Annotated in this window: 21 protein-coding genes; 5 read left to right on the top strand and 16 right to left on the bottom strand. The window is 62.5% G+C overall.

What is annotated here, in order from left to right:
- Nucleotide 1: 1 nt before the first annotated feature.
- The 13 genes from EEQ99_RS05200 to EEQ99_RS05140 form a co-directional block, all read right to left on the bottom strand.
- Nucleotides 2–844: a BtpA/SgcQ family protein gene (locus EEQ99_RS05200; RefSeq protein ID WP_127430082.1), complete on the bottom strand. Its 843-nt coding sequence runs from the start codon at nt 842–844 to the stop codon at nt 2–4.
- 35 nt (nt 845–879) lie between these two features.
- Entirely contained in the window at nt 880–1,653 is a 774-nt protein-coding gene (locus EEQ99_RS05195; protein WP_127430081.1) for a glutamine amidotransferase, read from the bottom strand.
- 36 nt (nt 1,654–1,689) lie between these two features.
- The gene (locus EEQ99_RS05190; protein ID WP_127430080.1) at nt 1,690–2,769 is read right to left on the bottom strand and encodes a phosphotriesterase family protein; all 1,080 of its coding nucleotides are present in this window, start codon (nt 2,767–2,769) and stop codon (nt 1,690–1,692) included.
- A gap of 4 nt (nt 2,770–2,773) precedes the next feature.
- Nucleotides 2,774–3,778, bottom strand: coding sequence for an ABC transporter permease (locus EEQ99_RS05185; protein ID WP_063476118.1), 1,005 nt, complete (start codon nt 3,776–3,778; stop codon nt 2,774–2,776).
- Nucleotides 3,775–4,596, bottom strand: a complete 822-nt coding sequence (locus tag EEQ99_RS05180; RefSeq protein WP_047613142.1) for an ATP-binding cassette domain-containing protein — start codon at nt 4,594–4,596, stop codon at nt 3,775–3,777. Before EEQ99_RS05180 ends, EEQ99_RS05185 begins: the two co-directional genes overlap by 4 nt.
- On the bottom strand, nt 4,593–5,546 hold the full coding sequence (locus tag EEQ99_RS05175; protein WP_097544007.1) for an ABC transporter substrate-binding protein: 954 nt from the start codon (nt 5,544–5,546) through the stop codon (nt 4,593–4,595). Before EEQ99_RS05175 ends, EEQ99_RS05180 begins: the two co-directional genes overlap by 4 nt.
- Before the next feature lie 38 nt (nt 5,547–5,584).
- Nucleotides 5,585–6,607, bottom strand: coding sequence for a LacI family DNA-binding transcriptional regulator (locus EEQ99_RS05170; RefSeq protein WP_127430079.1), 1,023 nt, complete (start codon nt 6,605–6,607; stop codon nt 5,585–5,587).
- Between the two features lie 226 nt (nt 6,608–6,833).
- A complete protein-coding gene (locus tag EEQ99_RS05165) occupies nt 6,834–7,904 on the bottom strand; it encodes an ABC transporter ATP-binding protein (protein WP_063476115.1) in 1,071 nt (356 codons plus the stop codon).
- The gene (locus EEQ99_RS05160; RefSeq protein ID WP_047613138.1) at nt 7,901–8,728 is read right to left on the bottom strand and encodes a carbohydrate ABC transporter permease; all 828 of its coding nucleotides are present in this window, start codon (nt 8,726–8,728) and stop codon (nt 7,901–7,903) included. Before EEQ99_RS05160 ends, EEQ99_RS05165 begins: the two co-directional genes overlap by 4 nt.
- Complete coding sequence (locus tag EEQ99_RS05155; RefSeq protein ID WP_127430078.1) at nt 8,725–9,627, bottom strand: carbohydrate ABC transporter permease; 903 nt, start codon at nt 9,625–9,627, stop codon at nt 8,725–8,727. Before EEQ99_RS05155 ends, EEQ99_RS05160 begins: the two co-directional genes overlap by 4 nt.
- 174 nt (nt 9,628–9,801) lie before the next feature.
- Entirely contained in the window at nt 9,802–11,034 is a 1,233-nt protein-coding gene (locus EEQ99_RS05150) for an ABC transporter substrate-binding protein (protein ID WP_047613135.1), read from the bottom strand.
- A 62-nt stretch (nt 11,035–11,096) separates the two neighbouring features.
- The gene (locus EEQ99_RS05145; RefSeq protein ID WP_127430077.1) at nt 11,097–11,999 is read right to left on the bottom strand and encodes a sugar phosphate isomerase/epimerase family protein; all 903 of its coding nucleotides are present in this window, start codon (nt 11,997–11,999) and stop codon (nt 11,097–11,099) included.
- Between the two features lie 11 nt (nt 12,000–12,010).
- Nucleotides 12,011–13,045 carry a Gfo/Idh/MocA family protein gene (locus tag EEQ99_RS05140; RefSeq protein ID WP_063476112.1) on the bottom strand — a complete coding sequence of 345 codons (1,035 nt, stop codon included), beginning with the start codon at nt 13,043–13,045 and terminating at the stop codon, nt 12,011–12,013.
- Nucleotides 13,046–13,283: 238 nt separating this feature from the next.
- Here EEQ99_RS05140 and EEQ99_RS05130 point away from each other — a divergent pair, with 238 nt between their 5' ends.
- Entirely contained in the window at nt 13,284–14,327 is a 1,044-nt protein-coding gene (locus EEQ99_RS05130) for a substrate-binding domain-containing protein (protein WP_127430075.1), read from the top strand.
- A gap of 63 nt (nt 14,328–14,390) precedes the next feature.
- Here the strand turns inward: EEQ99_RS05130 and EEQ99_RS05125 are convergent, their stop codons facing one another.
- On the bottom strand, nt 14,391–15,725 hold the full coding sequence (locus tag EEQ99_RS05125) for an LLM class flavin-dependent oxidoreductase (protein WP_127430074.1): 1,335 nt from the start codon (nt 15,723–15,725) through the stop codon (nt 14,391–14,393).
- Between the two features lie 323 nt (nt 15,726–16,048).
- Here EEQ99_RS05125 and EEQ99_RS05120 point away from each other — a divergent pair, with 323 nt between their 5' ends.
- Nucleotides 16,049–17,266, top strand: coding sequence for an SfnB family sulfur acquisition oxidoreductase (locus EEQ99_RS05120; protein WP_097622796.1), 1,218 nt, complete (start codon nt 16,049–16,051; stop codon nt 17,264–17,266).
- A gap of 81 nt (nt 17,267–17,347) precedes the next feature.
- Here the strand turns inward: EEQ99_RS05120 and EEQ99_RS05115 are convergent, their stop codons facing one another.
- Both EEQ99_RS05115 and EEQ99_RS05110 read right to left on the bottom strand, forming a co-directional pair.
- Entirely contained in the window at nt 17,348–18,556 is a 1,209-nt protein-coding gene (locus tag EEQ99_RS05115) for an acyl-CoA dehydrogenase family protein (protein WP_127430073.1), read from the bottom strand.
- 78 nt (nt 18,557–18,634) lie between these two features.
- Complete coding sequence (locus tag EEQ99_RS05110) at nt 18,635–19,681, bottom strand: substrate-binding domain-containing protein (protein WP_127430072.1); 1,047 nt, start codon at nt 19,679–19,681, stop codon at nt 18,635–18,637.
- Nucleotides 19,682–19,914: 233 nt separating this feature from the next.
- On the opposite strand from EEQ99_RS05110, the gene EEQ99_RS05105 reads away from it, so the two are divergent.
- Genes EEQ99_RS05105 through EEQ99_RS05095 form a run of 3 tightly spaced genes read left to right on the top strand, consistent with a single transcriptional unit; the run spans nt 19,915 to nt 23,872 of the window.
- On the top strand, nt 19,915–21,399 hold the full coding sequence (locus EEQ99_RS05105) for a sugar ABC transporter ATP-binding protein (protein ID WP_127430071.1): 1,485 nt from the start codon (nt 19,915–19,917) through the stop codon (nt 21,397–21,399).
- The gene (locus EEQ99_RS05100) at nt 21,396–22,457 is read left to right on the top strand and encodes an ABC transporter permease (RefSeq protein ID WP_127430070.1); all 1,062 of its coding nucleotides are present in this window, start codon (nt 21,396–21,398) and stop codon (nt 22,455–22,457) included. Before EEQ99_RS05105 ends, EEQ99_RS05100 begins: the two co-directional genes overlap by 4 nt.
- Nucleotides 22,458–22,474: 17 nt before the next feature.
- Entirely contained in the window at nt 22,475–23,872 is a 1,398-nt protein-coding gene (locus EEQ99_RS05095) for an LLM class flavin-dependent oxidoreductase (protein WP_127430069.1), read from the top strand.
- Nucleotides 23,873–23,906 lie beyond the last annotated feature (34 nt).

The following is a 23,906-nucleotide window of genomic DNA, read 5'->3' as shown; positions in this document are numbered from 1 at the left end:
CTCAGCCCTCCAGTCCTGGCTCGGCTGCTGCCCGGAAGGCCCGCACGCGTTCGATATCGACAGGGTTCCACCAGACGCCGCCGTGCTTCAGCGAGGAGGCGACGATGACGCCATTGGTGCGGCTCAGAATATCGACGATATTGTCCTTGTTGACGCCGGAGCCGACGAGCAGCGGCAGATGCGTGGCGGCGCCGATCTCCTCGATCTCCTCCATCGTCGCCGAATGGCCGGTTCGCTGGCCGGTGGCGATGACGCCATCGGCATCGAAGAAGGCGAGGTCGCGCGTCAGCTCCTGGATCGAGCGGTCGGCGACGATGGCGTGGCTGCCGTGTTTGACGTGGCTGTCGGCAAAGACCTTGATATGCTCGGCCCTGAGCAGCGAGCGGTAGCGCATGGCTTCGGCCGCCCTGCCCTCCATGAAACCTTCATTGGCGACATAGGCATTGGCCCATTGATTGACGCGGATGAATTTGGCCCCGCCGGCCATGGCGATGGCGAAAGCCGGGATCGGCGCGTTGGCCAGCACGTTGATACCAAGCGGGATGCCGGCCGCGCGCGCGATCCGGTCGGTGACGACGGACATGAAACCCGTCGTCTCAGGGCCTATATCTTCGGGCTTCGAGAACGGCACGTCGCCATGATTTTCGATGATCAGCCCATGCAGGCCGCCTTCCATGCAGGCTTCGGCGTCGCGCATGCACGCGTCGTAGATCGCGTCCATTGCCGCACCCCTGTAGCGGGGGGCGCCCGGAAAGGCCGGGCAATGGATCATGCCGATCAGAACCTTGTCCCTGCCGAAGATGTCCCGGATGACGTTGGACGGCCTGTCTGAAATTTCCTGCATGTCATTCCCTTTCCAATTCCCGCCGCGTGCAGGCATCACGCCTGCTTTTCGGTGAGCCAGCCGAGGATGTTTTTCCAGAGCCGGCCATAACCTTCCCATTCGCAGAAAGCAGGCGACAGCCAGTGCGGGCCGATATCCGAGGTCCAGGCCGCCGTCCGGCCGGTGCCATGCGTGCCGAGGACGAGCAGCGGATGGCCGCCCTGATCGTCAGGCAGGCGTGCAACGATCTCGACATCGGCCCGGTCGCGCACTTCGACCTCGTTGACGCCGAGAAGCACCGGCCAGGCGCCTTCGAGACCCCGCATCGTCGGATGCTCAGGCTTCACCACTTCGGCGACGGTTCCCTCGGGGATTTCGACGCGGTCGTCGTAAGGCAGGCAAGTGACGGGCAGCGTGTCTTCGACCGGGGTACGCCGCCAGCGTGCCTTGCCGTCGATGCCCTGGAAGGAGAAATAGCCGCCGACCATCAGCAGGCCGCCGCCCTTCTCCACCCAGGCCTTCAGAAGTTTCAGCCGGTTCGGCACGGTGCGTGAGTGCAGCCACACGTCCGGCGGCAGCAGCAGCGAATTGGCGCCGATATCGGAGAGGATGATGGCGTCATAGGCGTCGAGCCCGGTCATCTCGAAAGGGAATTTCTCCACCGCCTCGTGCGCCGGCATATAGGTGAGCTCGAAGGCGCTGCCGGCGAGTGCCTTGACCAGCGGTTCGGCGCCCAGATGGAAGGTGACGCTGCCGAACTGATCGAAGCCTTTGTAGTGCGTGGCGGAGCTGACCCAGCTCTCGCCGACAAGGAGGATTTTTTTTGTCATGGTCTGCCGTACCTGTGATCGATTGAATTGGTGGAGCTAGGCTCCGGCACAAAAGACGCGGCGCGGATTGCTGCGCATCATCTCGTCGAGAACCGTCCTGTCGATGCCGTGGCGCTGAAGACGGGGAAGGAAGTGGCGAAGGATGTAGGCGTAGCCGTTGCCGCCGTAATGCGTCAGCATCATCTTCAGAAAGACGTCGTGCGACAGCAGAATCCGGTCGAGATAACCAGCCTCGATGAGACGCACGATCGCGCGCGCCGCCTGCTCGTCGCTCGGGCATTGCACCTGCTGGTCGGCATAGAAGAAATCCATGCCGATCATGTCGTATTCGATGAAGGCGCCGCGCTCCGCCAGCTCGCTCTGATAGGCAATGTCGTCATGCGACGGGTTCATGTGGCAAAGCACGGTGTGGCGGAGATTCGCCCCTTCTTCGGCGACCACGTCGAGCACGCGATGGCCGAGACGGAACCAACCCGGCAGATGCACCATCAGGGGAAGTCCGGTCAGCACCTGCGCCCGCGCCGCACCACGCAACGATTTCTCTTCCTCGGCGGTGAAATCCGAGGAGACGCCGATCTCACCGATCAAGCCGATCCTGACGTCGGTGCCGTCGACGCCTTCCCGTGCCTCGCGAACAATTTCCCGCGCGATGTCATCAACCCCCATTGCCGCGACGCCTTCCGGATGCGAGGAACCGAGGTAATAACCCGCCCCCATCACGATGTTCAGACCGGATGCTTTCGAGATGCGCCGCAGCGCCAGCGGATTGCGGCCGATGCCCTTGCAGGTCGGCTCCACCACCGTGCGACCGCCGGCTGTTGCGAAATCCTGGAGTTCGGAGATCGCCAGATGTTCGTCGTCGAGCGTGATATTGTGCTTGTTGACGAAGGGATCCTGCCGGAGTTCGCCGAGGATCTCCATGCAGACGAAGCTTTCGGCGAGATATTGCCGCTCCGGGGTCTTCGGCGCATGCCACCAGCAGCGGCAGTCGTTGAGGATATGCTCGTGCATCAGTGTCACGCCGAGCGCATCGGCCGAAACGGGGCCGGTGACGGTCATCACCTTGCCGGATCGGATATGCGCTTCGGAGAGGCTCTCAGCTGTCTGCTCGCTCATCGCCTCATCCTTTCCTGCGCATTCCGAAATGGAAATTGGCCGTGAAGATGCGCGTGTTCAGCCAGATGGCGACGAGGATGATGGCACCGGTAACGATCTGGGTGAAGAACGGCGATATGTGCATCAGGATCAGGCCGTTGCCGATGACCGCGATGGTCAGCGTGCCGAGTACGGTGCCGAGGATGGTGCCGCGTCCGCCCATCAGTGACGTTCCGCCGAGCACCACGGCAGCGATCACCTGCAGCTCGAAACCGACAGCGGCATTGGACGATCCGGAACCGAGCCGGGCGGCAATCAGCAGGCCGGCGACCGCGCAGGCGACGCCGGAGATGATATAGACCGAGGCGATGATCCATTTGGCGGGCATGCCGACACGCCGCGCCGCCTCCATGTTGGAACCGACCGCCACGACCTGCCGGCCGTATTTGGTCGCGGTGATGACGACATAGCCGAGAATGGCGATGATGACGGCGATGATGGCCGGGATCGGGAAGCTGAGGATTTCGCCCCGGCCGAGCGCGAAGAAGCCCGGCGCGTCCTTGATCGGGATAGAATAGCCCTGGGTCAGATAGAGCGCCAGGCCGCGCAGGATCGAGAGGCCAGCGAGCGTCACGATGAAGGCTGGAATGCCCTGATAGGCGGTGAACCAGCCCTGGACCAATCCCATGAAGGCGCCCAGCACGAGCATGCCGATGACGACGGATGGCCAGGGTATCCCCATCGCCATGACGATCGCTGCGACCGCATTGACGAGGGCGACCTGCGAGCCGACCGAAAGATCGATGCCGCCGGTGATGATGACGAAGGTCATGGCGATGGCGACGATCAGGATGGGTGCCGCCTGCCGGACGATGTTCAGGATGTTGCCGAGCGTGAAGAAGGTTTCACTGCCGATCGAGAAGAAGATCATGCAGGCCAGGAAGAAGATGGCGATCGACAGGACCTGCGCATGTTCGCCGAAGAAATCGGCGACGCGCGAACCATGGCCGCGTTCCGTATAAGCCGTCATTGCCTGGCTCCTTCACCGACGATCAAATGAACGAGATCCTCAAGGTTGGTGCTGCCGATCTGCCGTTCAGCCACCTTCGTGCCCTCGTACATCACCGCAATGCGGTCGCAGACCCGGAAGAGGTCCTGCAGCCGGTGGGTGATAAGGATCACCGAGACCCCGTTCGCCTTGACGCGGTTGATCAGGGCCAGAACCGCCTCGACCTCGGCGACGGCAAGCGCTGACGTCGGCTCGTCCATGATCAGCACCTTCGGCTTGAAGGAGGCGGCGCGTGCGATGGCGATCGCCTGACGCTGTCCGCCGGAGAGCTGGGCGACCTTGCCGGTCAGTCTAGGGATACGGATCTCAAGCGAATCCAGCATCTTACGGGCTTCCGACAGCATCGTCCTGGTGTCGAGAAACGGCCCGCGGCTGAGTTCGCGGCCGAGGAAGAGATTGCCGACGACATCGATATGGTCGCAGAGGCTGAGATCCTGGAACACCATTTCGATGTTTCTGCCGCGCGCATCCGCGGGACCGGAGAAGCGAACCTCTTCGCCTTCCATGGTGATGGTGCCGGCATCGGGAATATAGGTTCCCGAGATGATTTTCGTCAGCGTCGACTTGCCGGCGGCGTTATCGCCGACAAGCCCCAGGCATTCGCCGGGGAAGATATCGAGATCGACGCCGCGCAGGGCCTGGTGCGAGCCGAAGGACTTGCGGATGCCGCGCAGCGAGATGCGCGGGTCGGATCGGGGGCCGCCGGATGTTCCGGTTCCGGAGGATGCGACCCCTCCGGAACCGGCGGCAGCGATGTCACGCTGTCCGCTTTCGATCATTTGAAGACGGCCCGATACGGCTCGACATTCTCCTTGGTCACGATGGTGATCGGCACAGAGATCGTCTTGGTGACGGCTTCGCCGGCCGAAGCCTTGACGAGCGCGTCGACGGCGGCACCGCCCATTGCGGCCGGATCCTGCTGGACGACCGCGACGACGAAGCCGGCATCGATGCCGGCAATGGCTTCGGCAGTCAGATCCCAGCCGAATACCTTGATCTTGTCCTGCTTGCCCTGGCTCTGGACGGCGGCGATCGCTCCCATCAGGGCCGGTTCGCCAGTGGCGTAGATCGCGGTCAGGTCAGGATTGGCAGTGATCAGGTTTTCGGCCGCCGCAAGAGCGTTGTCCTGGATGTTCTGGCCGTCGACGACGCCGGCCATTTCGATGCCGTCGACGCCTTTCAGGGTCTTCTCGAAGCCCTCCTGGCGGATGTTCTGAATGAACGAGTTCAGCGCGCCGACGACGCCGAGCTTGGCCTTGCCGCCCATGTTCGCCTTGACGTAGTCGAGGAAGTATTTGCCCATGTCGGCGCCGGCTGCGGCATTGTCCACACCGATCTGCGCCTTCTGCGGACCATCAGGCAGGATCGCGTCGATGGCGACGACCGGAATGCCGGCATCGGCGGCCTGCTTGACCGCCGGCATGATGCCGTTGACGTCGATCGCCACGACGGCAAGGCCGGAGACCTTTTCCTGGACGTAGGTTTCGATGGCGCTGTTCTGCGCTGTTGTCTCGTTATTGGCGTTGAAGATCACCAGTTTGACGCCGGCGGCGTCGGCCGCCTTCTGGGCGCCCTCATTCATCTGATTGAAGAAAAGCGCCTGCTGGTTGATCTGCACCAATGCGATGGTCTTCTTTTCCTGTGCCGCGGCGCTGGACAGGCCGATAAAGGTCAATGCCGTGAAGCCGGCGGCTGCGATCATCGTTCGTCTCGTCAAATTCAATGTCATGTTCTCATCCTCTTTTGGTTTTTTGACGTTGCTGATTGTTATTTCGCAGGCGGCGCAACGGAGTTCCGCACCACGATTTCGACAGGCACCAGTTCCTCCGAAGCGGATGGTTTCCACTCGTGCCAATTGGTTTCCAGAAGCAGCTCCAGCGACCGCCGGCCGATCTGGCGCACCGGTTGGCGGATGGCCGTCAGCGGTGGCGCAAAGAGATGAAGCGGGCCGACATCGTCGAAGCCGATGACCGAGATGTCATCAGGGATCGAGACGCCCTGGCTTCTGAAGACCTCGACCAGCCCGATGGCGATCTCGTCGGAGCTGGCGAAGATCGCCGTCGCTTTTCGGTCTCCGGCGAGATAGTCGACCGCCGCCGCCCGGCCGTATTCGATCGTATATTCGCCGGCATAGCGGTCGGCCCGGGCCTCGCCGCCATGCCGCTCCTTGAGCGCCTTCAGCAGGCCGCCATAACGCCTGCGGGCGCTGATCATGCGCTCGTCGCCGCCAATGAAGAGGACATGGCGATGACCCTGCTCGGCCAGATGCAGGCCGGCGAGATAACCGCCCTGCTCGTTGTCGCAGAACAGCTTCGGCGCCTTCGAATCGGGAATGTCCTCGTCGACGATGATGACCTTGCCGGTGCCGTTGATGAGGGCGGCCAGCGCACCGTCATCCGGATGGTTGGTGATGAAGATCAAGCCGTCGACGTGATTGCGCTCGATCAGCTGCAGATATTCGATTTCGCGCCCCGGCCGATTGAGGGTGGCATGCAGCGAGACGGCGAGTTTCCTTTCATCGGCCGCCTGCTCTACAGCGGCGACAAGGGTCGAGAAGAAGGGATTGGCGATATCGGGCACGACAAGGCCGATCGTGTCGGAGCGGCCCCTGCTTAAGCGGCGCGCATGCGGGTTCGGCCGGTAGTTCAGCGTCTGGATCGCATCCTCGATGCGCTTCTTCGTCTGAAAGGGAAGATCGAGGCTTCCGTTGACGAAACGGGACACCGTGGTGACCGACACGCCGGCGGCGGCCGCAACATCCTTCAAGCTTGGGGTCGTTCCCTTGGCCATTGACTGGACCTGTTGTAAAGCGGTTTAGTAAAACGCTTTACAAGACAATATCGAATGTTCGCTGTTGTCAACAGCAATGACTGTGCGGGATCTGTTTTCTTATAAACCGATGGAAGCTCGACCGGCGATCCTCGTTGGCAATCGTCGGGTCGAGCTTGTCGCGCAACCGGGCGCCGGTGGTGCCCGGTTCGATTTTATGACAATTACAGCCGACAGGCCGTTGCCCTTATATGGCACGGTCCGTCGAGGCGTCGAAGAGATGGATCTGATCCGGATCGACCGACACGCCGATCGTGTCTCCCGCCTTGACCCTGTCGCGCCGCGTTTCGACGATCGTCAGCTCCGGCTGGGTCTCCGCGACGATGAAGGTCGAGGAGCCTGTCGATTCGACGAAGGCGATCGGTATATCGAAACTGCCCTGCCCGGGCGCGACGACGCCGATATGCTCCGGGCGGATGCCGGCGATGAGCTTGCGGCCGGGTTCGATGGCGCGGGATATCGCAAGCTTTTGCTTCACCGCGCCAAAATCCAGGATCAGGTTCCTGCCGTCTTCTGCAGCGATCGCGGGAATGAAATTCATCGCCGGCGAACCGATGAAACCGGCGACGAAGCGGTTCGCCGGCCGGTCGTAGAGATCGAGCGGCGCGCCCTGCTGTTCGATGATGCCGTCGCGCATCACCACCACATGGTCGGCCATCGTCATCGCTTCGACCTGGTCGTGCGTGACGTAGACAAAGGTTGCGTGCAGCCGGTCGTGCAGCGACCGGATTTCCTTGCGCATGTGGACGCGCAGCGCAGCATCGAGGTTGGACAGCGGCTCGTCGAACAGGAAGGCCTTGGGATGGCGGATGATGGCCCGGCTCATGGCAACACGCTGGCGCTGACCGCCGGAAAGCTCACGCGGATAGCGCTTCAGCAGATGTGAAAGACCTGTCGTCGCCGCCACGTCCTCGGCGGCTTTCTTGGCCTCTGCCTTGGCGATGCCGCGGATGCGCAGACTGTAGGTCAGGTTCTCCTCGACCGTCATATGCGGATAGAGCGCATAGGACTGGAAGACCATGGCGACATCGCGCTTGCGCGGCGGCACGCCGTTCATCAACTCGCCGGCGATCCTCAGATCGCCCGTCGAAATGCTTTCGAGGCCCGCAAGCGAGCGCAGCAGCGTGGACTTGCCGCAGCCCGACGGGCCGACGAGCGCGACGAAGGTGCCCTTGGCGATCGAAAGGTCGATATTCTTCAGGGCATGGAAGGCGCCGTAATATTTGTTGACGCCTCTGAGCTCGATCTGCGTGGTCATTTGAGGGCTCCAGAGGTGAGGCCGGATACGATGCGGCGCTGCAAGAGAACGAAGATGGCGAGGATCGGCGTCACATACATCGTGGCGTAGGCCATGATGTTGTTCCACTCGTTGGTGTTCGGCCCCATGAAGGAATTGAGGCCGACGCTTGCCGGCTGAAGCTCGACCGCCTGGATCATCGACTTCGAATAGACGAATTCGCCGAAGGCCTGCATGAAGATCAGGATGGCGCTGACCAGGATGCCGTTGCGGGCAAGCGGCAGGACGATGTTGAAGAAAGCGCCGACACGTGAATTGCCGTCGACGAGGGCCGCCTCCTCGAGCTCCTGGGGAACGCTCATGAAGGTGGCGCGCACCAGGATGACGAAGAAGGGCATGCTCTTTGCCGCGACCGCGATGATGACGGCAAGCCTTGGATAGTCCAGCATGCCGATCTGCGAAAAGCCGACGAAGATCGGCGTGATCATCAGCGAGGCCGGCAAGACCTGCAGCATGAGGATGAGGAACAGGCCGATATCCACCCAGACATTGCGGTATCTGGCGAGCACATAGGCGCAGCCGACCCCGAGCAGGGTGATGAGCGCCATGGAGCCGAGTGCGATCACCAGGGAATTCCAGAGATAGCGGCCCATGTCACGGCTTTCCCAGACATAGGCATAGGTGGCCCATTGCGGCGCGGCCGGCCAGAAGCTCGGCGGCGTCGCGAACATCTCCGAGCCGCTTTTTAGCGCGGTGATGTACATCCAGTAGAGCGGGAAGAGATAGATCGCCGCCATGACGACCGATATGGCGAGCATCAGGCGGTCGCGGTTGGTCGTATTCATCCGCGCACCTCGTGGCGTGTGGACCGGACATAGACGACGGAGGCGAACATGACGAAGACAATCATGATGACGGAGATCGTCGCACCCTTGGCGAAGTCGTATTGTCGGAAGGAGAGATCCCAGGCCCAGTATTGTGTGACGTTCGACGAGTTGTTCGGCCCGCCCGAGGTGATCGCGGCGAAGAGATCGAACTGCTGCAGGGTGAAGATCAGACCGAGCGCGATGATCGCGCCGATGGTCGAGCGCATCATCGGCAGCGTGATCGTCCAGAAGCGCTGCCAGATATTGGCGCCGTCGAGTTCGGCCGCTTCGTAGAGATCGGCGGGAATGCCGGCGAGACCGACGGACAACAGGATCATGTTGAAGGAGGTGCCGAGCCAGATATTGGCGATGATGACGGCATAGAGCGAATAATGCGGGTCCGAGCGCCAGAAGATATTGCCGGAGATGATGCCGCTTTCCCTGAGGATGAAGTTCAGCACGCCGAAATCGCCCGAGAGAATCCAGTTCCAGATGGCGCCGACGACGAGGCCGGGCATCACCCAGGAGACGAGGAACAGTCCGCGCATCCATGAGGCGCCGGGGAAATTGACCCAGAAGAACAGCGCCAGCCCGAAGCCGATCAGGAACTGGCCGGCGATGGAGCCGGTGACGAAGATGATGGTGTTGTAGAGGATCGGCAGCGTTTCCGGCTGCGCGAAGAGGTCAGTATAATTCTTGAAGCCGACGAAAGGACGCGAGAAGGTCCCGAGGCTGAACATGTCGACCTCCTGGAAGCTCATCACGACATTGTAGATCAGCGGCAGCCCCGCCATCAGGAACAGAAAGCCGAGCGGGAAAGCGACCAGCACGATATCGAAACCGCGACCGTCCCTGACGCTCATCAGGATCCTTTTCATGGGTCCTCCGATACTCCGAACGGGGCCGCCTGGCGCATGATGCGGAAGACGGCCCCTGCCGGGAGGAAATGAAGAGATGAACCGAGGCTCATCCGGTTAAAAGACGCGTTGCTTCCGGTCCCTCTTCTCCCCGCGGGGAGAAGAGGGAGCAAGCGGCTCGCTCGCAGCCAATGATCAGCCTAGTACTGCCTTGATCTTGTCGGCGGCCTGGTCGAGCGCGTCCTTCGGGCTCATCTGGCCGGTCAATGCCGCCTGGATGGCGTCCTGAATCGCCTTGGAGATCTTCGGCCATTGCGGATGCGGACCGCGCGGCTTGGCGTATTTCAGCTGTTCGAGGAAGACCTTGAGGGCGGCATCCTTCAGCGGTTGGCCGCTTTCGGGGATCGAGATGTCGGAACGGGCCGGAAGCTGGCCGAAGTTCTTGAACATCTTGTCGTCCTGCGAGGCGAAATATTCGAGCGCCTTGAAGGCTTCGGCCGGATGTTTACTGGTGGCGAAGATCGCCCAGTTGAAGTCGCCCATGGCCGAGGAGCGTTCGGCCCCTTCCTTCGGAACTGGGAGCAGAGTGACGCCCCAATCGAATTTCGCTTCCTGCGTCATACGGTCGAGTTCCCACGGACCGGAGATCGCCATGGCCGCATTGCCCGAGTTGAAGGTTCCGGTCGAATCCCACTGACCGCGCGTCAGCGTATCGGGAGAAGCGAGCTTCTCGTCCATGATCGTCTTCCAGATCTCCAGCGCCTTCACCGCGCCGTCGGCATTGATGTGCTCATAGCTGCCGCCGCCCATCTGGGCCCAGGGAAGGAACTGGAAGGTGCCCTCCTCGTTGGCCTTGGCCGAGAAGGCGAGACCGTAGACGTTCTTGGCGGGGTCGGTCAGCTTGCGCGCATCCTCGACCAGCTCGTCCCAGGTCTGCGGCGGCTTCGCCGGATCGAGGCCCTTCGCCTTGAACATATCCTTGTTGTAGTAAAGCGCGATCGTGTTGGTCGCCTTCGGCACACCAAAATACTTGCCGTCCCACTCGACCGATTTCAGCGGTCCGGGGAAATAATTCTCCGGCTTGATGACGGTCGACTTGGCGATCATGTCGGTAAGATCGAGGAAGGCGCCGCGCGACGAGAACAGCGCATGCTCGGGATTGTCGACGGCGATGATATCGGGCGCCTGGCCGGTGGCATAGGCGCGCATCGCCTCGGTGACGACGTCGTCGAACTGGATCAGCCGGTATTCGATCTTGATGCCGTTGTTCTGGGCGTTGAACTCCTTGACGAGGTTCGGCGCCGGCTGGGTGTCCTTGTCAAGCGACCAGAGCGTCAGCGTGACGTCCTCGGCCTTGGCCGAAAGACCGAACAGCGAGACGCCTGCAAGGGCAAGCGCTCCCAGAATTGCATATTTGCGGATAGCCATGGTTCTCCTCCTTTGTGGTTATCCCCGTGTCCGGCAATTCCTCCTTGCCGGAAACGATGTCATCAGGCCGGATCGACGACGAATTCGCCGCCCCGGGCATGCTTGAGGTGGTTGAGCGCATAGACCTGGCCGGTCATTTCAAGCGCGTCGCGATAGACAGGGTCGTGCCAGCCCTCGATGTCGATCGAGCCCGACCAGCCGGCCAGGCGCAGCTCGGAAATGATGTCGGTCCAGTTGCTGTCGCCGAAGCCCGGCGTGCGCATGAAGACGAACTTCTCCTTGCCGAAGATACCGTGTTCCTTGATGACCTCCCAGCGGATGGTCGCGTCCTTGCCGTGGACATGGAAGAACTTGTGCGCCCATTTGCGGATCTGCGGCAAGGGGTCGATCAGATAGACCATCTGATGGCACGGTTCCCATTCCAGGCCGATATTATCATCAGGGGTCTCGTTGAAGATCAGTTCCCACGCATCGGGATTGTGGGCGATGTTCCAGTCGCCGGTCGCCCAATTGCCGTCCATGGCGCAGTTTTCAAAGGCGATCTTGATGCCCTTGTCGGCGGCGCGCTTGGCAAGCTCGCTCCAGATCTGCTTGTAGCGCGGCAGGCTGTCGGTCAGCGGTTTGCCGCGGATGCGGCCGGTGAAGCCGGCAACGCAGGTGGCGCCGAAGTGATGGGCATTGTCGATGCAATCCTTCCAGCCCTGCAGCGTTTCGAGGTCGATTTCGGTTTCCTCAAGCGGATTGCCGAACATGCCGAGCGTCGAGATGGTGATGTCGCGGTTGCCGATCGCATCGAGGCAACGCTTGCCGAGTTCGGCAAGGTCCTGGCCCTTGGTCGTTTGCCAGAAGAAGGGTTCGAAGCTTTCGAAGCCCATATCGGCGATATCGCCGATGCGGCTTGCGGTATCGCCCTTGTTGCCGCTGACCATGGTGCCGATGCGAATGGATTTTGCAGGGTTGCTCACGTCATGTCATCCTATGCTGAAATTTCGACGCGCTTGCCGGTCTTAGCGCTTTCGATTGCGCCGAAGACCATGGCAAGGCTTCTGATATTGTCGGAATTGACCGTCTCGGGCTGCTTGCCGGTGCTGATCGCCGCGATGAAATCGGCGATGACGCTGGCATGGCCATGGGTTTCTTCATCGTGTTCCGGACCGGGAACGTTTACGGCTGCAAAGCCATGCAGAAGGCCGGGCTCTTCGCCGGCAACGGCCGCCTTGAAATTCTCTTCGCCATCCCAGGTGAGCATTCCCTTCGAGCCGACGAGGCGCCACTGGCTTTCCCAGCTGGTTCGCTCACCCTCGGCGCACCAGGAGCCGCGATAGGTGAAGACGATGTCGTCGGAAAATTCGAAAATGGCGTTGGCCGAGGCGCCGTGCCGATACCACGAACCCTTTGGATTGCGCTCGACGCAATAGACGGCGAGCGGCTTCCTATCGGCGACGTAGCGCGCCGCATCGAAGGTGTGGATCGCCATGTCGAGAAGCAGGACGTTGTCCATCTCTTCGCGGAAGCCGCCGAAATGCGGCGCGATGAAGAAGTCGCAATGGATGCCGGTAAGGTCGCCGATCGCGCCGCTGTCGACGAAACGGCGAAGACGCCGGACCCCCGATATGAAGCGGCGGTTCTGGATGACAGCGTGGATGCGCCCGGTCTCGGCGGCAAGATCGATCAGCGTAGCGCCCTCGGCAAGCGAAGCGGCCATCGGCTTTTCACTGAGCACATGGCAGCCGGCCTTCAGCGCCGTCGAGACGACGTCGTATCGAGCCGAGGGAATGACGATGTCGAAGACCAGATCGGCCTTGGTGGCGGCGATGACGTCAGCCAGGTCCGAACCGATGACGGCGTCCTCGAGGCCGAATTCCGCGGCAAGCGTTTCCGCCGTCTTCCGGTTCAGGTCGACGAGGCCGACAATGGTGATGGCATCGGCCAGCAGAGGGTTGGAAGCGATCGCGCGCAACCAACCTTTGGACATAGCTCCGCACCCGCACAGAATGGCACTAAATTTCACGATTTCCTCCGAGAGAATGGCGCCAACTCCTAGTGACACGCACTCCGTAAACGTTTACGACTGTATGCGGAAACTTTTTGCCGTGTCAATAGAGGTCAGATGCCAAATTGATCCGGACGATTTTAGGCCGGGTCGGCCTAAAATCTGAATCCTGATCTAAACCAAAGAAACAGAGCATGATGTCGTCCGAAAACCGCGCACACTTTTCGGCATCATGCTCTGGGGAAAATCGCCACCGATGAAAGGGATTCGCCAGCTCGCCGACCACCTGGATATTTCGATCGGCACGGTCTCGCGCGCCCTGAACGGCAAGCCCGATGTCAACGAGGAAACCCGCCGGCGCGTGCTGGCTGCGGCCGAGGAACTCGGCTATGTCGCCAACCAGTCTGGGCGGAGCCTGCGTCAGGGAGAGACGAAGGTCATCGGGTTGATGATCGAATCCAGCAAGGAGACGGTCGAGAATGCCGACAACTTCTTCCTTGGCGTCACCAGCGGCCTGCAGAGCGTCTTTGCCCGCCACAAGCTCGACCTCGTGATGCTGCCCTGCCCGAGCGACGAGGACCCGCACGAATATCTGAAGCGGATGGTGGCACGGCGCATCGTCGATGCGATGATCATCGCGGACACGCAGCGCGTCGACCGGCGCATCGACTTTCTGTCGCGGGCGAAGATCCCCTTCGTGGCGCTCGGCCGCAGCCTTTCGGCCGGCGATTTTCCATGGATCGATCTCGATTTCGAGGGCGTGGCCGACCATGCCGTCGAGCGGCTGGTCGCGCTGGGGCATCGTCGGATCGCGATCACCGCGCCGTCGAGCGAAGCCAATCTCGGTTATCTCTTTGTCGAAAGTTATCGCCGCGCACTCGAACGACACGGTATCGCATTCAACCCGGCACTCGTCATCCGCGTCAAGTCGAGCGAACGGGGTGGTTACCAGGCGGCCCATGAACTGCTGCTGCTCGAAGAACGGCCGACGGCGGTGATCCTGATCTATGAGCTGATGGCGATCGGCCTTTACCGCCGCCTGATGGAATCAGGTGTCATGCCCGGCCGCGATCTTGCGGTGATCGGCTTCCGCGACGCTCCTCGTGCACGGTTCTTGCAGCCGTCGCTCAGCTGCTTCCGTATCTCGCTCTACGATCTCGGCGTCGCGCTCGGCCGGATGCTTCTCGCCAACATGCAGGCCTATCGGGAATTCTATCCGAACGAGAGCCGCAACATCGTCTGGCCTCTCGAACTGATAATGGGTGAGAGCGATGCGTTTCAGGTCGGGGTCATGGCCTGAGCGCTATCGGCTCGCTTCCGGAAAGCGGAAGCGAGGTTCGTCCATTCCAGCGGCGGCGACGCCTCATGTGCCAGCAGGGAAGAACCGGTTTTCCGGCCGCGGCAATCCGAGATGTTCGCGCAGTGTCGTGCCTTCGTATTCGCTGCGGAACAGACCGCGGCGCTGCAGCTCGGGAACCAGCCGTTCGGTGACGTCGAGGAGACCCTGCGGCAGATAGGGGAAGACGACGTTGAAGCCGTCCGAACCTTCCTCGTCGAGCCAGCGTTCCATCTCGTCGGCGATACTGGCCGCGGTACCGACGAAGGCAAGGCCGGCATAGCCGCCATAGCGCTGCGCCAGCTGACGCACGGTCAGATTTTCCTCCGCCGCAAGCTTCAGCACCTGAGCGCGGCCGGTCTTGCTGGCATTGGTGTCGGGAATATCGGCCGGCAGCGGCGCATCGGGATCGAAGCCCGAAGCGTCGTGACCGAGCGCGATCGAAAGCGACGCGATGGCGCTGTCGTAATGCACCAGACTGTCGAGCGTGGCGCGTTTGGCGCGCGCCTCCTCGATGCTGTCGCCGACGATGACGAAGGCGGCGGGCAGGATCTTCAGATGGTCGCGCTTGCGGCCGATGGCTTCCATGCGGGACTTGATGTCGGCATAGAGCGCCTTGCCGGCGGCAAGATCGCGCGGCGAACAGAAGACCATCTCGGCGGTCTCCGCGGCAAGCTGGCGGCCGGGATCGGACTGGCCGGCCTGGACGATGACGGGCCAGCCCTGCGGCGGCCGGGCGATATTGAGCGGCCCGCGGACGCTGAGTTCCTCGCCTTTGTGGGCGAGCACATGCATCTTTTCCGGATCGAAGAACTGGCCGCTCTCCCGGTCGCGGATGAAGGCATCGTCGGCGAAACTGTCCCACAGCCCGGTCACGACATCGTAGAATTCCCGCGCACGGTGATAACGTTCGCCATGCTCCACATGTTCGTCCAGGCCGAAATTGAGCGCGGCGTCGGGGTTGGACGTCGTGACGATATTCCAGCCGGCGCGGCCGCCACTGATATGGTCGAGCGAGGCGAAGCGACGAGCGATGTGATAGGGCTCGTCGAAAGTGGTGGAAGCGGTGGCGACGAGGCCGATACGCTCCGTCACCGCCGCCAGCGCCGATAGCAGCGTGAAGGGCTCGAAGGAGGTCACGGTGTGGCTGCGCCTCAGCGCCTCCACAGGCATGTTGAGCACGGCAAGGTGATCGGCCATGAAGAAGGCGTCGAATTTCGCCCGTTCCAGCGCCTGCGCGAAGGACTTCAGATGGGCGAAATTGAAATTGGCGTCGGGATAGGAACCGGGATAGCGCCACGCGCCGGTGTGCAGGCTGACGGGACGCATGAAGGCGCCGAGGCGCAACTGCCGTGGGGTCATGACTTTCCTCATGGATCGGGCAAGGCGGTCGCCTGCCCCGCATTGGGCGTTCTTTCTGCAACCGTCGCGGCGACGCAGCGGGATATCGGTTACGTAGGAAGTCGCCGAAATCAAATCGAGACCGGAAGCGGCAATTCCGGGTGGGAATTTTATCGCTTGCCAAGCTACCTTGGCCGCGCCGGTGCAGAACGCAAACCCTAATCGCGGCGGTTGGAGACTGATAAGCAAACACTTTTCATTTTCGATGGCTTCTATAGAATTTGTGCTCTTATCTCGACGCTCGATTTCTTTCACCGATAGGCTCGTCAGAATTGGAGACATCGATGAACACAGTGCTGAGGTCAACAGATCAGATCCGGCCCGTGGCCGCCCGTATCGGCAGCGACGAGGAAGCGATCGCCACCGCCCGCAGACTGGCGGCGCAATTTGCCGCGCGCGCCGCCGAGCGCGATGCCGACCGGATCCTGCCGTTTACCGAACTCGATCTTCTCGCCCAGTCCGGTCTGCTCGCGATCACCGTGCCTGCGCAATATGGCGGGCTCGACGTCTCCAACGCCGTGCTTGCCGAGATCACTGCGATCCTGTCGGAGGCGGATGGTTCGATCGGCCAGATCCCGCAGAACCATTTCTATATTCTTGAGGCGCTTAGAACCGATGGCGGCGAGGAGCAGCAGCGCTATTTCTTCGGCCGTGTGCTGGCCGGCGATCGTTTCGGCAATGCGCTTTCCGAGCGCGGCACCAAGACGGTCGGCCATTACAACACGCGCATCACCCGCGATGGTCCGGGCTACCGGATCAACGGCCGCAAATTCTATTCGACCGGCGTTCTCTTCGCCGACTGGGTCACCGTCTTCGCGCTCGATCCGGAGGATCGGCTGACAATGGCCTTCGTGCCGAAGGGCACCGAAGGCGTCGAGATCGTCGACGACTGGGACGGCTTCGGCCAGCGCACCACCGGCAGCGGCACGACGATCCTCGACAATGTCTATGTCAGCGCCGATTCCGTGGTCTTCCATCACAAGGGTTTCGAGCGGCCGACGACGATCGGTTCCGTCGGCCAGATCATCCATGCCGGTGTCGATCTCGGGATCGCGCGGGCGGCCTTTGCCGAAACGCTTGATTTCGTCAGGACGAAATCCCGCCCGTGGATGGATAGCGGCCTCGATCGCGCTTCCGACGACCCGCTGACGATCGCCAAGGTCGGCCAGATCGCCATCCGGCTGGAAGCCGCAACCGCTCTTGTCGAGCGCGCTGGCCACAAGGTCGATGCCGCGCAGGTCGAGACGACCGAGGAAAAGGTGGTTGAGGCCACACTTGCGGTTGCCGCCGCCAAGGTGCTGACAACAGAGGTGGCGATCGAGGCGGCGAATACGCTCTTCGAGCTTGCCGGAACCTCGTCGGTACAAACAGGTCTCAATCTCGACCGCCATTGGCGCAATGCCCGCACCCATACGCTGCACGATCCCGTGCGCTGGAAATACCATGTCGTCGGCAACTACCATCTGAACGGCGTGACGCCGCCGAAGAACGGTGCGCTCTGAAGCCTTCGTCGCTTTCAAACGAAAACCCCACCGCCGCTGCCGGCAGTGGGGTTTTTCATTGTCGATGAAGCCGTGGCCGCCTCAGCTATAGAGGCTGACCTCCGGTATCCGGTCGTTCAGCACGAATTCACCGACTTCTTTCGCCTTGTAGAAGACTGGGTCGTGCAGCGTGTGGGTACGGACATTGCGCCAGAACCGGTCGAAACGGTATTTGTCTGCCGTCGAGCGGGCGCCGGTCAGCTCGAAGACGCGCGAGGTGATGTCGAGCGCGACATGGGTGGCGTGCACCTTGGCGGTATAAGCTTCCGCCGCCGCCTCGCCGCGCTCGCGCGCCGTCACGTCGCTGCCACGGGCAAGACCCGCCTGCACGGCTGACGCCGCATGGTCGGCAAGGGCTGCCGAGGCCTTCAGCGCCGCGGTGAATTCGCCGACGCGTTCGAGGATATAGGGATCGTCGGCCGCCCGCTCGACGCCTGACGTGATCCACGGCCGGGTGGTGGTTCTGACGTAATCGACGGCCGCCTGCAGCGCGCCTTCGGCGGTGCCGAGATAAAAGTTGACGAAGACCAGCTGGATGAACGGCGTGTTGAAGGTCGACAATACAGGCGGCGCTGCGTCGGGGGCAGCTGGCGCACCGACGAAATCCTCCTCGTAGACCGGGAAGTCGCGGAACTCGACGCTGCCGCTGTCGGACAGGCGCTGGCCGATATTGTCCCAGTCGTCATTGGCGACATAGCCGGGGCGATTGGTCGGCACGGCGAAGCCGGCGATCTTGTCGTCGAGCGTGGCATTGGCGTTGATGTAGTCGGAGACCCGTGCCGCCGTGGAGAAGGATTTGCGTCCGTTCAGCACATAGCCGTTGCCACGACGAGTCAGCATCAGCCCGGGATCGCGCGGATTGACCGCCGCACCCCAATAGAGGTTCCTGGCGACGGTATCGCTGCCCAGCGCATGGGCACGGGCGGCATCGAGGGCCCAATAGATATACTGGCTGTTGACATAGTGGTAGCCGAGCAGCTGACCGATCGAGCTTTCGCCGCGGGCGAGAATGCGCACCAGCCTCAGTCCATCGACCCAGTCGAGGCCGCCGCCACCGATTTGGGTGGGATGCAACGCATTGAGCAGCCCGGCATTCTTCAATTTGACGATCTCGGCGAGCGGCGGACGGCCTTCACGGTCGAGGTCTGCGGCGCGCCGGGAAAGGTCGGCAGAGATCTCCTCGGCACGGGCAAAGAGGTCTTCTCGCGTCGGATTGCGGTTCACCGCGAAGACGACATTGGACTGGCTCATGGGCGGGACTCCAATTCTCCAAAAAGATGATCCGGCGGGAGCGTCAAGCTCCCGCCGGAAGGATCGAGGGTGACCTCCTCAGAAAAGCTTGTCCGGAATCCAGCTCGCGGTTGCCGCATCGCTCGTGCTGAAGGCCGGGACCTTCGCAGCCAGTTCCTCGATCGTCTTGACGCCGGCCGCCCGCAGGCTCTCCTGCGTCAGAAGCGTCGGCTTCACGGTAATCTGATGGGGAACCGTCTGACCGGCGATCTCGAGTGCAGCGGCACGGATGGAGACGGCGCCGACGACGGCCGGATTGGTCGCGACGGTCGCAACCCAGGGGCTGCCTTCCTCGGTGATTTCCTGGATATCGGCGGTCGAGACGTCGGCCGAATAGATCTTCAGCTTAGCTGAAATGCCGAGATCGTTGGCGGCGAGCTTCACACCGCGGGCGAATTCATCATAGGGGGCAAAAACGACCGATATATCGGGATTGGCGGTGAGCGCGGCCTTCGCCTGGTCGGCGGTCGAGGTCGCCGTCGTGTCGCTGACATTGCCGAAACGGGCCTTTTCGACCACGTCCTTATTCTCCGACTTGAACTTGTCCCAGACCTCATTGCGGCGGTCGAGCGGCGCAAAACCCGCGACATAGACACAACCGGCGTTGAAGTCTTTGCCGTTGTCCTTCACCACCTGTTCGAGCGCCAGCGAGGCGAGCTCGTGATCGCTCTGTTCCACCTGCGGGATCTTGGGGTTGTTGAGGTTGACGTCGAAGGCCACGACCTTGATGCCCTTGTCGAGCGCCTGCTGCACGACGTCGCCGAGCGATTCCGGAAGGCCGTGGTCGATGACGATGCCGGAGACGCCGAGATTGATCGCCTGCAGGATCTGCTCGCGCTGCTCGGCGGCGTCCTGCCGTCCGGGGAAGACGCGCAGGTCGATATCCAGCGCCTTGGCCTGGGCTTCCGCACCGGCCTGGTAGGCCTGGAAGAAATCGCCGGCCGAGATGTAGCTGATCAGAGCCACCTTGACCCCGCCCTTATCAAAGGGGGCCGGAGCGCCGGACAGGCCGTCGGCTTTTGCGCCTTGAATGAAAATGAACGGAATGACGGCGGCAGACAGTGCGAGCCGTGCGAGGGATTTCATCGTCGCGTTCCTTCTAGCAATCGGAAGCGTCGTCTGACGGGTTGGGAGCCCCGCGACGCATCGGATTATTTAGATATAATCTCTATGTTTTTAGTAGAGTAAATGATCCGATTTTCCGGGCTGCGGGAGATTCTTTGTTTCCCGGGGACAGTTTGTGAGGGAAAGGCGTGCCTGGAGTTCGACCACCCGGACGGGGCACACTCCTGATACAAATGCAGTCCCGGACATGATCGATGCCGCTTCTTCACATTGAAAATATCACCCGCAGTTTCGGGTCGACGCGGGCGCTTGCCGGTGCTGAACTGTCGCTGGAGCGCGGTGAGATCGTGGCGCTGATGGGTGCCAACGGTGCGGGCAAATCGACGCTGGTAAAGATCCTGTCCGGCGTCCTTCCGGCCGATGGCGGCACGGTCAGTTTCAATGGCCGCCCCTTTGCGCCGCGCAGCCCGGCCGACGCGGCAAAGGCCGGTGTCGTCACGGTGCATCAATCGACGGATCTCGTCGGCGCGGCTGGCCTGAGCGTTGCCGATGCCCTGCTGCTCAACCGGTTCGCCGATCGGAGCGCGCCCTTCTTCGTCTCGCGCACCGGCATCCGCCGCGCCGCGCAGGCAATGCTCGATGCCGCCGGCTTCAGCCTGCCGATCGATCGTGATTTCGGCGACCTCAGCAGCGCCGACCGGCAACTGGTGGCGATCGCCCGGGCGCTTGCCAACCGCGCCGATCTGCTCATCCTCGACGAGCCGACGGCGAGCCTTTCCGGAGAGGAAAGCCGCCGCCTCTTCGATATTCTTCTCAACCTGCGCAAGCGCGGCCTGGCGATCCTTTATATCTCGCACCGCACCGCCGATCTCGAAGCCATCGCCGACCATGCGCTCGTCATGCGCGGCGGTCGCGTCGTCGGCACCTTCTCGCGGCCGATCGATTTTTCGAGCGCCATCGAGACGATGATCGGCCGCCGACTGGATGCGGCCCGGCCGGATGCGCGGCCTGCGACCGGTCCGGCGATTTTCGAGATGCGCGACATCAGCCTGCTCCCCGAAGCTGAGCCCTTCGATCTGTCCTTGCATGAGGGCGAGGTGGTGGCGGTTACCGGCGTGCTCGGCGCCGGCAAGAGCCGGTTGCTCCAGGCGATCTTCGGCGTGACCGCGCTTGAGCGCGGCGCGATGTTGCTCGACGGCCGGTCTTACCGGCCAAAAAACGCGGCCGAAGCGATCGCCGCCGGTGTGGCGATGGCGGCCGAAGACCGGCACCGTTCATCGCTGATGCCGCCGGCGTGGCCCGGCCATTCGCTGTCGGCGACGATCAGCCTGCCGCATCTTGGCAAATGGTATCCGCGCGGTTTCCTGGTCGGTGGCCGTGAACGACGCGAGGCCGAGCAGGCGATCGTCCGTCTCGGCATCAAGGCCGCCGGACCCCTCGCCTCGATCTGGTCGCTCTCCGGCGGCAACCAGCAGAAGGCGGTGATCGCCCGCTGGGAGGCTGAACCGAGCCGGCTGCTGCTGCTCGACGAACCCTTCCAGGGTGTCGACGTCGGCGCCCGTCATGACATCATCCGGGCGATCCGCGCCCGCACCGACCGGGCGACGCTGATCGCGACCTCCGACCCGGAGGAGGCCTATGAAGTGGCCGACCGCATCCTCGTCATCGACCGCCACGTGTTGAGGCCCGCGGCACACGGGGCCGCTTTTGCCTCCGCAATCCAGGGAATACCCGCATGACGACGATCGACGACGACACTCTTCCGCAGGCAAGCGCCCGGCCGAAGGCATCGCTGCAAGCCGATAATGGTCGTCTTGCCGCCTTCGGGGCGTTCCTCCGGGCGGGTGCGGTGTTCATCCTGCTTACGGCTCTCGTCATCGGCTTCACCATCGCCGAGCCCGCCTTCATCAATATCGCCAATCTGATGAGCATTCTGCAGGCGGTATCGGTCGTTGCCATTCTTGGCGCCGGCGTCACCGTGACGCTGGCTGTCGGCGGTTTCGACCTGTCGATCGGCGCGGTCGCCGCATCGAGCGTGATGGCGGCGAGTTATGCGATGATCGTCTGGCACCTCGATGCCTATGTGACGGTGCCGCTGGTGCTCGCCTTCGGCGCCCTGATCGGTCTCGTCAACGCCTTCCTGATCGTGCGCCTGAAGGTGCCAGATCTCCTGGCGACGCTGGCGATGATGTTCCTGCTTTCCGGTCTGCAACTGATCCCGACCGCCGGCCGGTCGATTTCGGCAGGCCTCACCCTGCCCGACGGCTCGAAGGCGACCGGCGCCTACGACCCGGCCTTTCTTCTGATCGGCCGCTACAGCATCCTCGGCACCCTGCCGGTTGCCGTGGTACTGATGGCGGTGGTCGCCGTCGCGCTTTTCATTCTCACCGAACGCACCCGCATCGGCCGGCTGCTGTTTGCGACCGGTGGCAACGAGGTCGCGACCCGGCTTGCCGGCGCGTCCACAGTCCGGCTGAAGACGCTCGCCTATGTGATTTCGGGCACGCTGGCGGCGCTGGGCGGCATCGTCATCGCCGCCCGCGTCGGGCGTGGCGATGTCTCCTCCGGCGGCTCGTTGCTGATGGATTCCGTCGCCGCCGCGCTGATCGGTTTTGCCGTCCTCAATCTGCGCCGCCCGAACGTGCTCGGCACCATTGCCGGCGCCGTCTTCGTCGGGGTGCTGCTGAACGGTCTCACCATGCTGAACGCCCCTTATTACACCCAGGATTTCGTCAAGGGCGCCGTGCTCGTCGGAGCCTTAGCGCTGACCTACGGCCTTGGCCGCAGCAATCCCTAATTCCAAGGAAGAAAGACATGACCCGCGAAATCAGGCTCAACGCCTTCGACATGAATTGCGTCGGACACCAGTCGCCGGGGCTCTGGCGCCATCCGCGCGACAAGTCCTGGACCTACAAGGATCTCGACTACTGGGTGCATCTGGCCAAGACGCTGGAACGCGGCAAGTTCGACGGGCTGTTCATCGCCGACGTGCTCGGAGTCTATGATGTGCTGAACGGCAATGTCGATGCCGCCCTTCGCCATTCGGCGCAGGTGCCGGTCAACGACCCGCTACAGCTGATCCCCACCATGTCCTACGAGACCGAACATCTCGGCTTCGGCCTGACGGCGTCGCTCTCCTTCGAGCACCCCTACACCTTCGCCCGCCGCATCTCGACGCTCGACCATCTGACCAAGGGGCGCGTCGGCTGGAATATCGTCACCTCCTACCTCAACAGCGGCGCGCTCAATATCGGCCAGCCGGCGCAGACGAAGCACGATGACCGCTACGATCTCGCCGAGGAATATCTGGAAGTCTGCTACAAGCTCTGGGAGGGAAGCTGGGAGGATGGCGCCGTCGTGCGCGACCGCGAAACCGGCATCTTCACCCATCCGGAAAAGGTCCATCCGATCCGCCATTCCGGCAGGCATTTCAACGTGCCCGGCATTCACCTGAGCGAACCCTCGCCGCAGCGCACGCCGGTGCTCTACCAGGCCGGCGCCTCCAGCCGCGGCAAGGATTTCGCCGGCGCCCATGCCGAATGCATCTTCGTCGCCTCCCCGTCGAAAGCCGTGCTGAAGCGTTACGTCGCCAATGTCCGCGAGGCGGCCGAACGCGTCGGCCGCAACCCGCGCGAAATCCTTGCTTTCAATCTGCAGACCGTGATCCTGGGTGAAACGGATGCGGAGGCACAGCGGAAATTCAACGAATACCGCAAATACGCCTCCTTCGAAGGCGCGCTGACGCTGATCTCCGGCTGGACCGGCATCGATTTCGGCCAGTTCGGGCCGGACGAGGTGCTGCGGCACCGCCATACCAATGCGGTGCAATCGGCTGTCGAAACCTTCACCACCATCGATCCCACCAAGGAATGGACGGTGCGCGAAATGGCCGACTGGGTCGGCGTCGGCGGTTTCGGCCCGGTCTTCGTCGGCTCGCCGCAGACGGTTGCCGATCTGATGCAGGAATGGGTCGAGGACACCGATGTCGACGGCTTCAACCTCGCCTATGCCGTGACACCCGAAAGTTTCGAGGATGCCGTCGATCTGCTGGTGCCGGAACTGCAAAAGCGCGGCGTCTACAAGACCGACTATGCCAAGGGAACGCTGCGGGAAAAACTCGGGGGAGCGGGGCCGCGGCTCGTTGCGCCGCATCCCGGGGCTGCCTATCGCAATCTCTTCGGCGAGCCCACCCGCGTCGCCGCCAGTGGCTGAGTGAATAATGACCGGCGCATCATCCTCCCCGAAA

The sequence above is a fragment of the Rhizobium anhuiense genome (genome assembly GCF_003985145.1).
Lineage (GTDB): Bacteria > Pseudomonadota > Alphaproteobacteria > Rhizobiales > Rhizobiaceae > Rhizobium > Rhizobium anhuiense.
The sequence above is the reverse complement of the archived record's forward strand: the minus strand, read 5'-3'. Positions and strand labels throughout refer to the sequence as shown.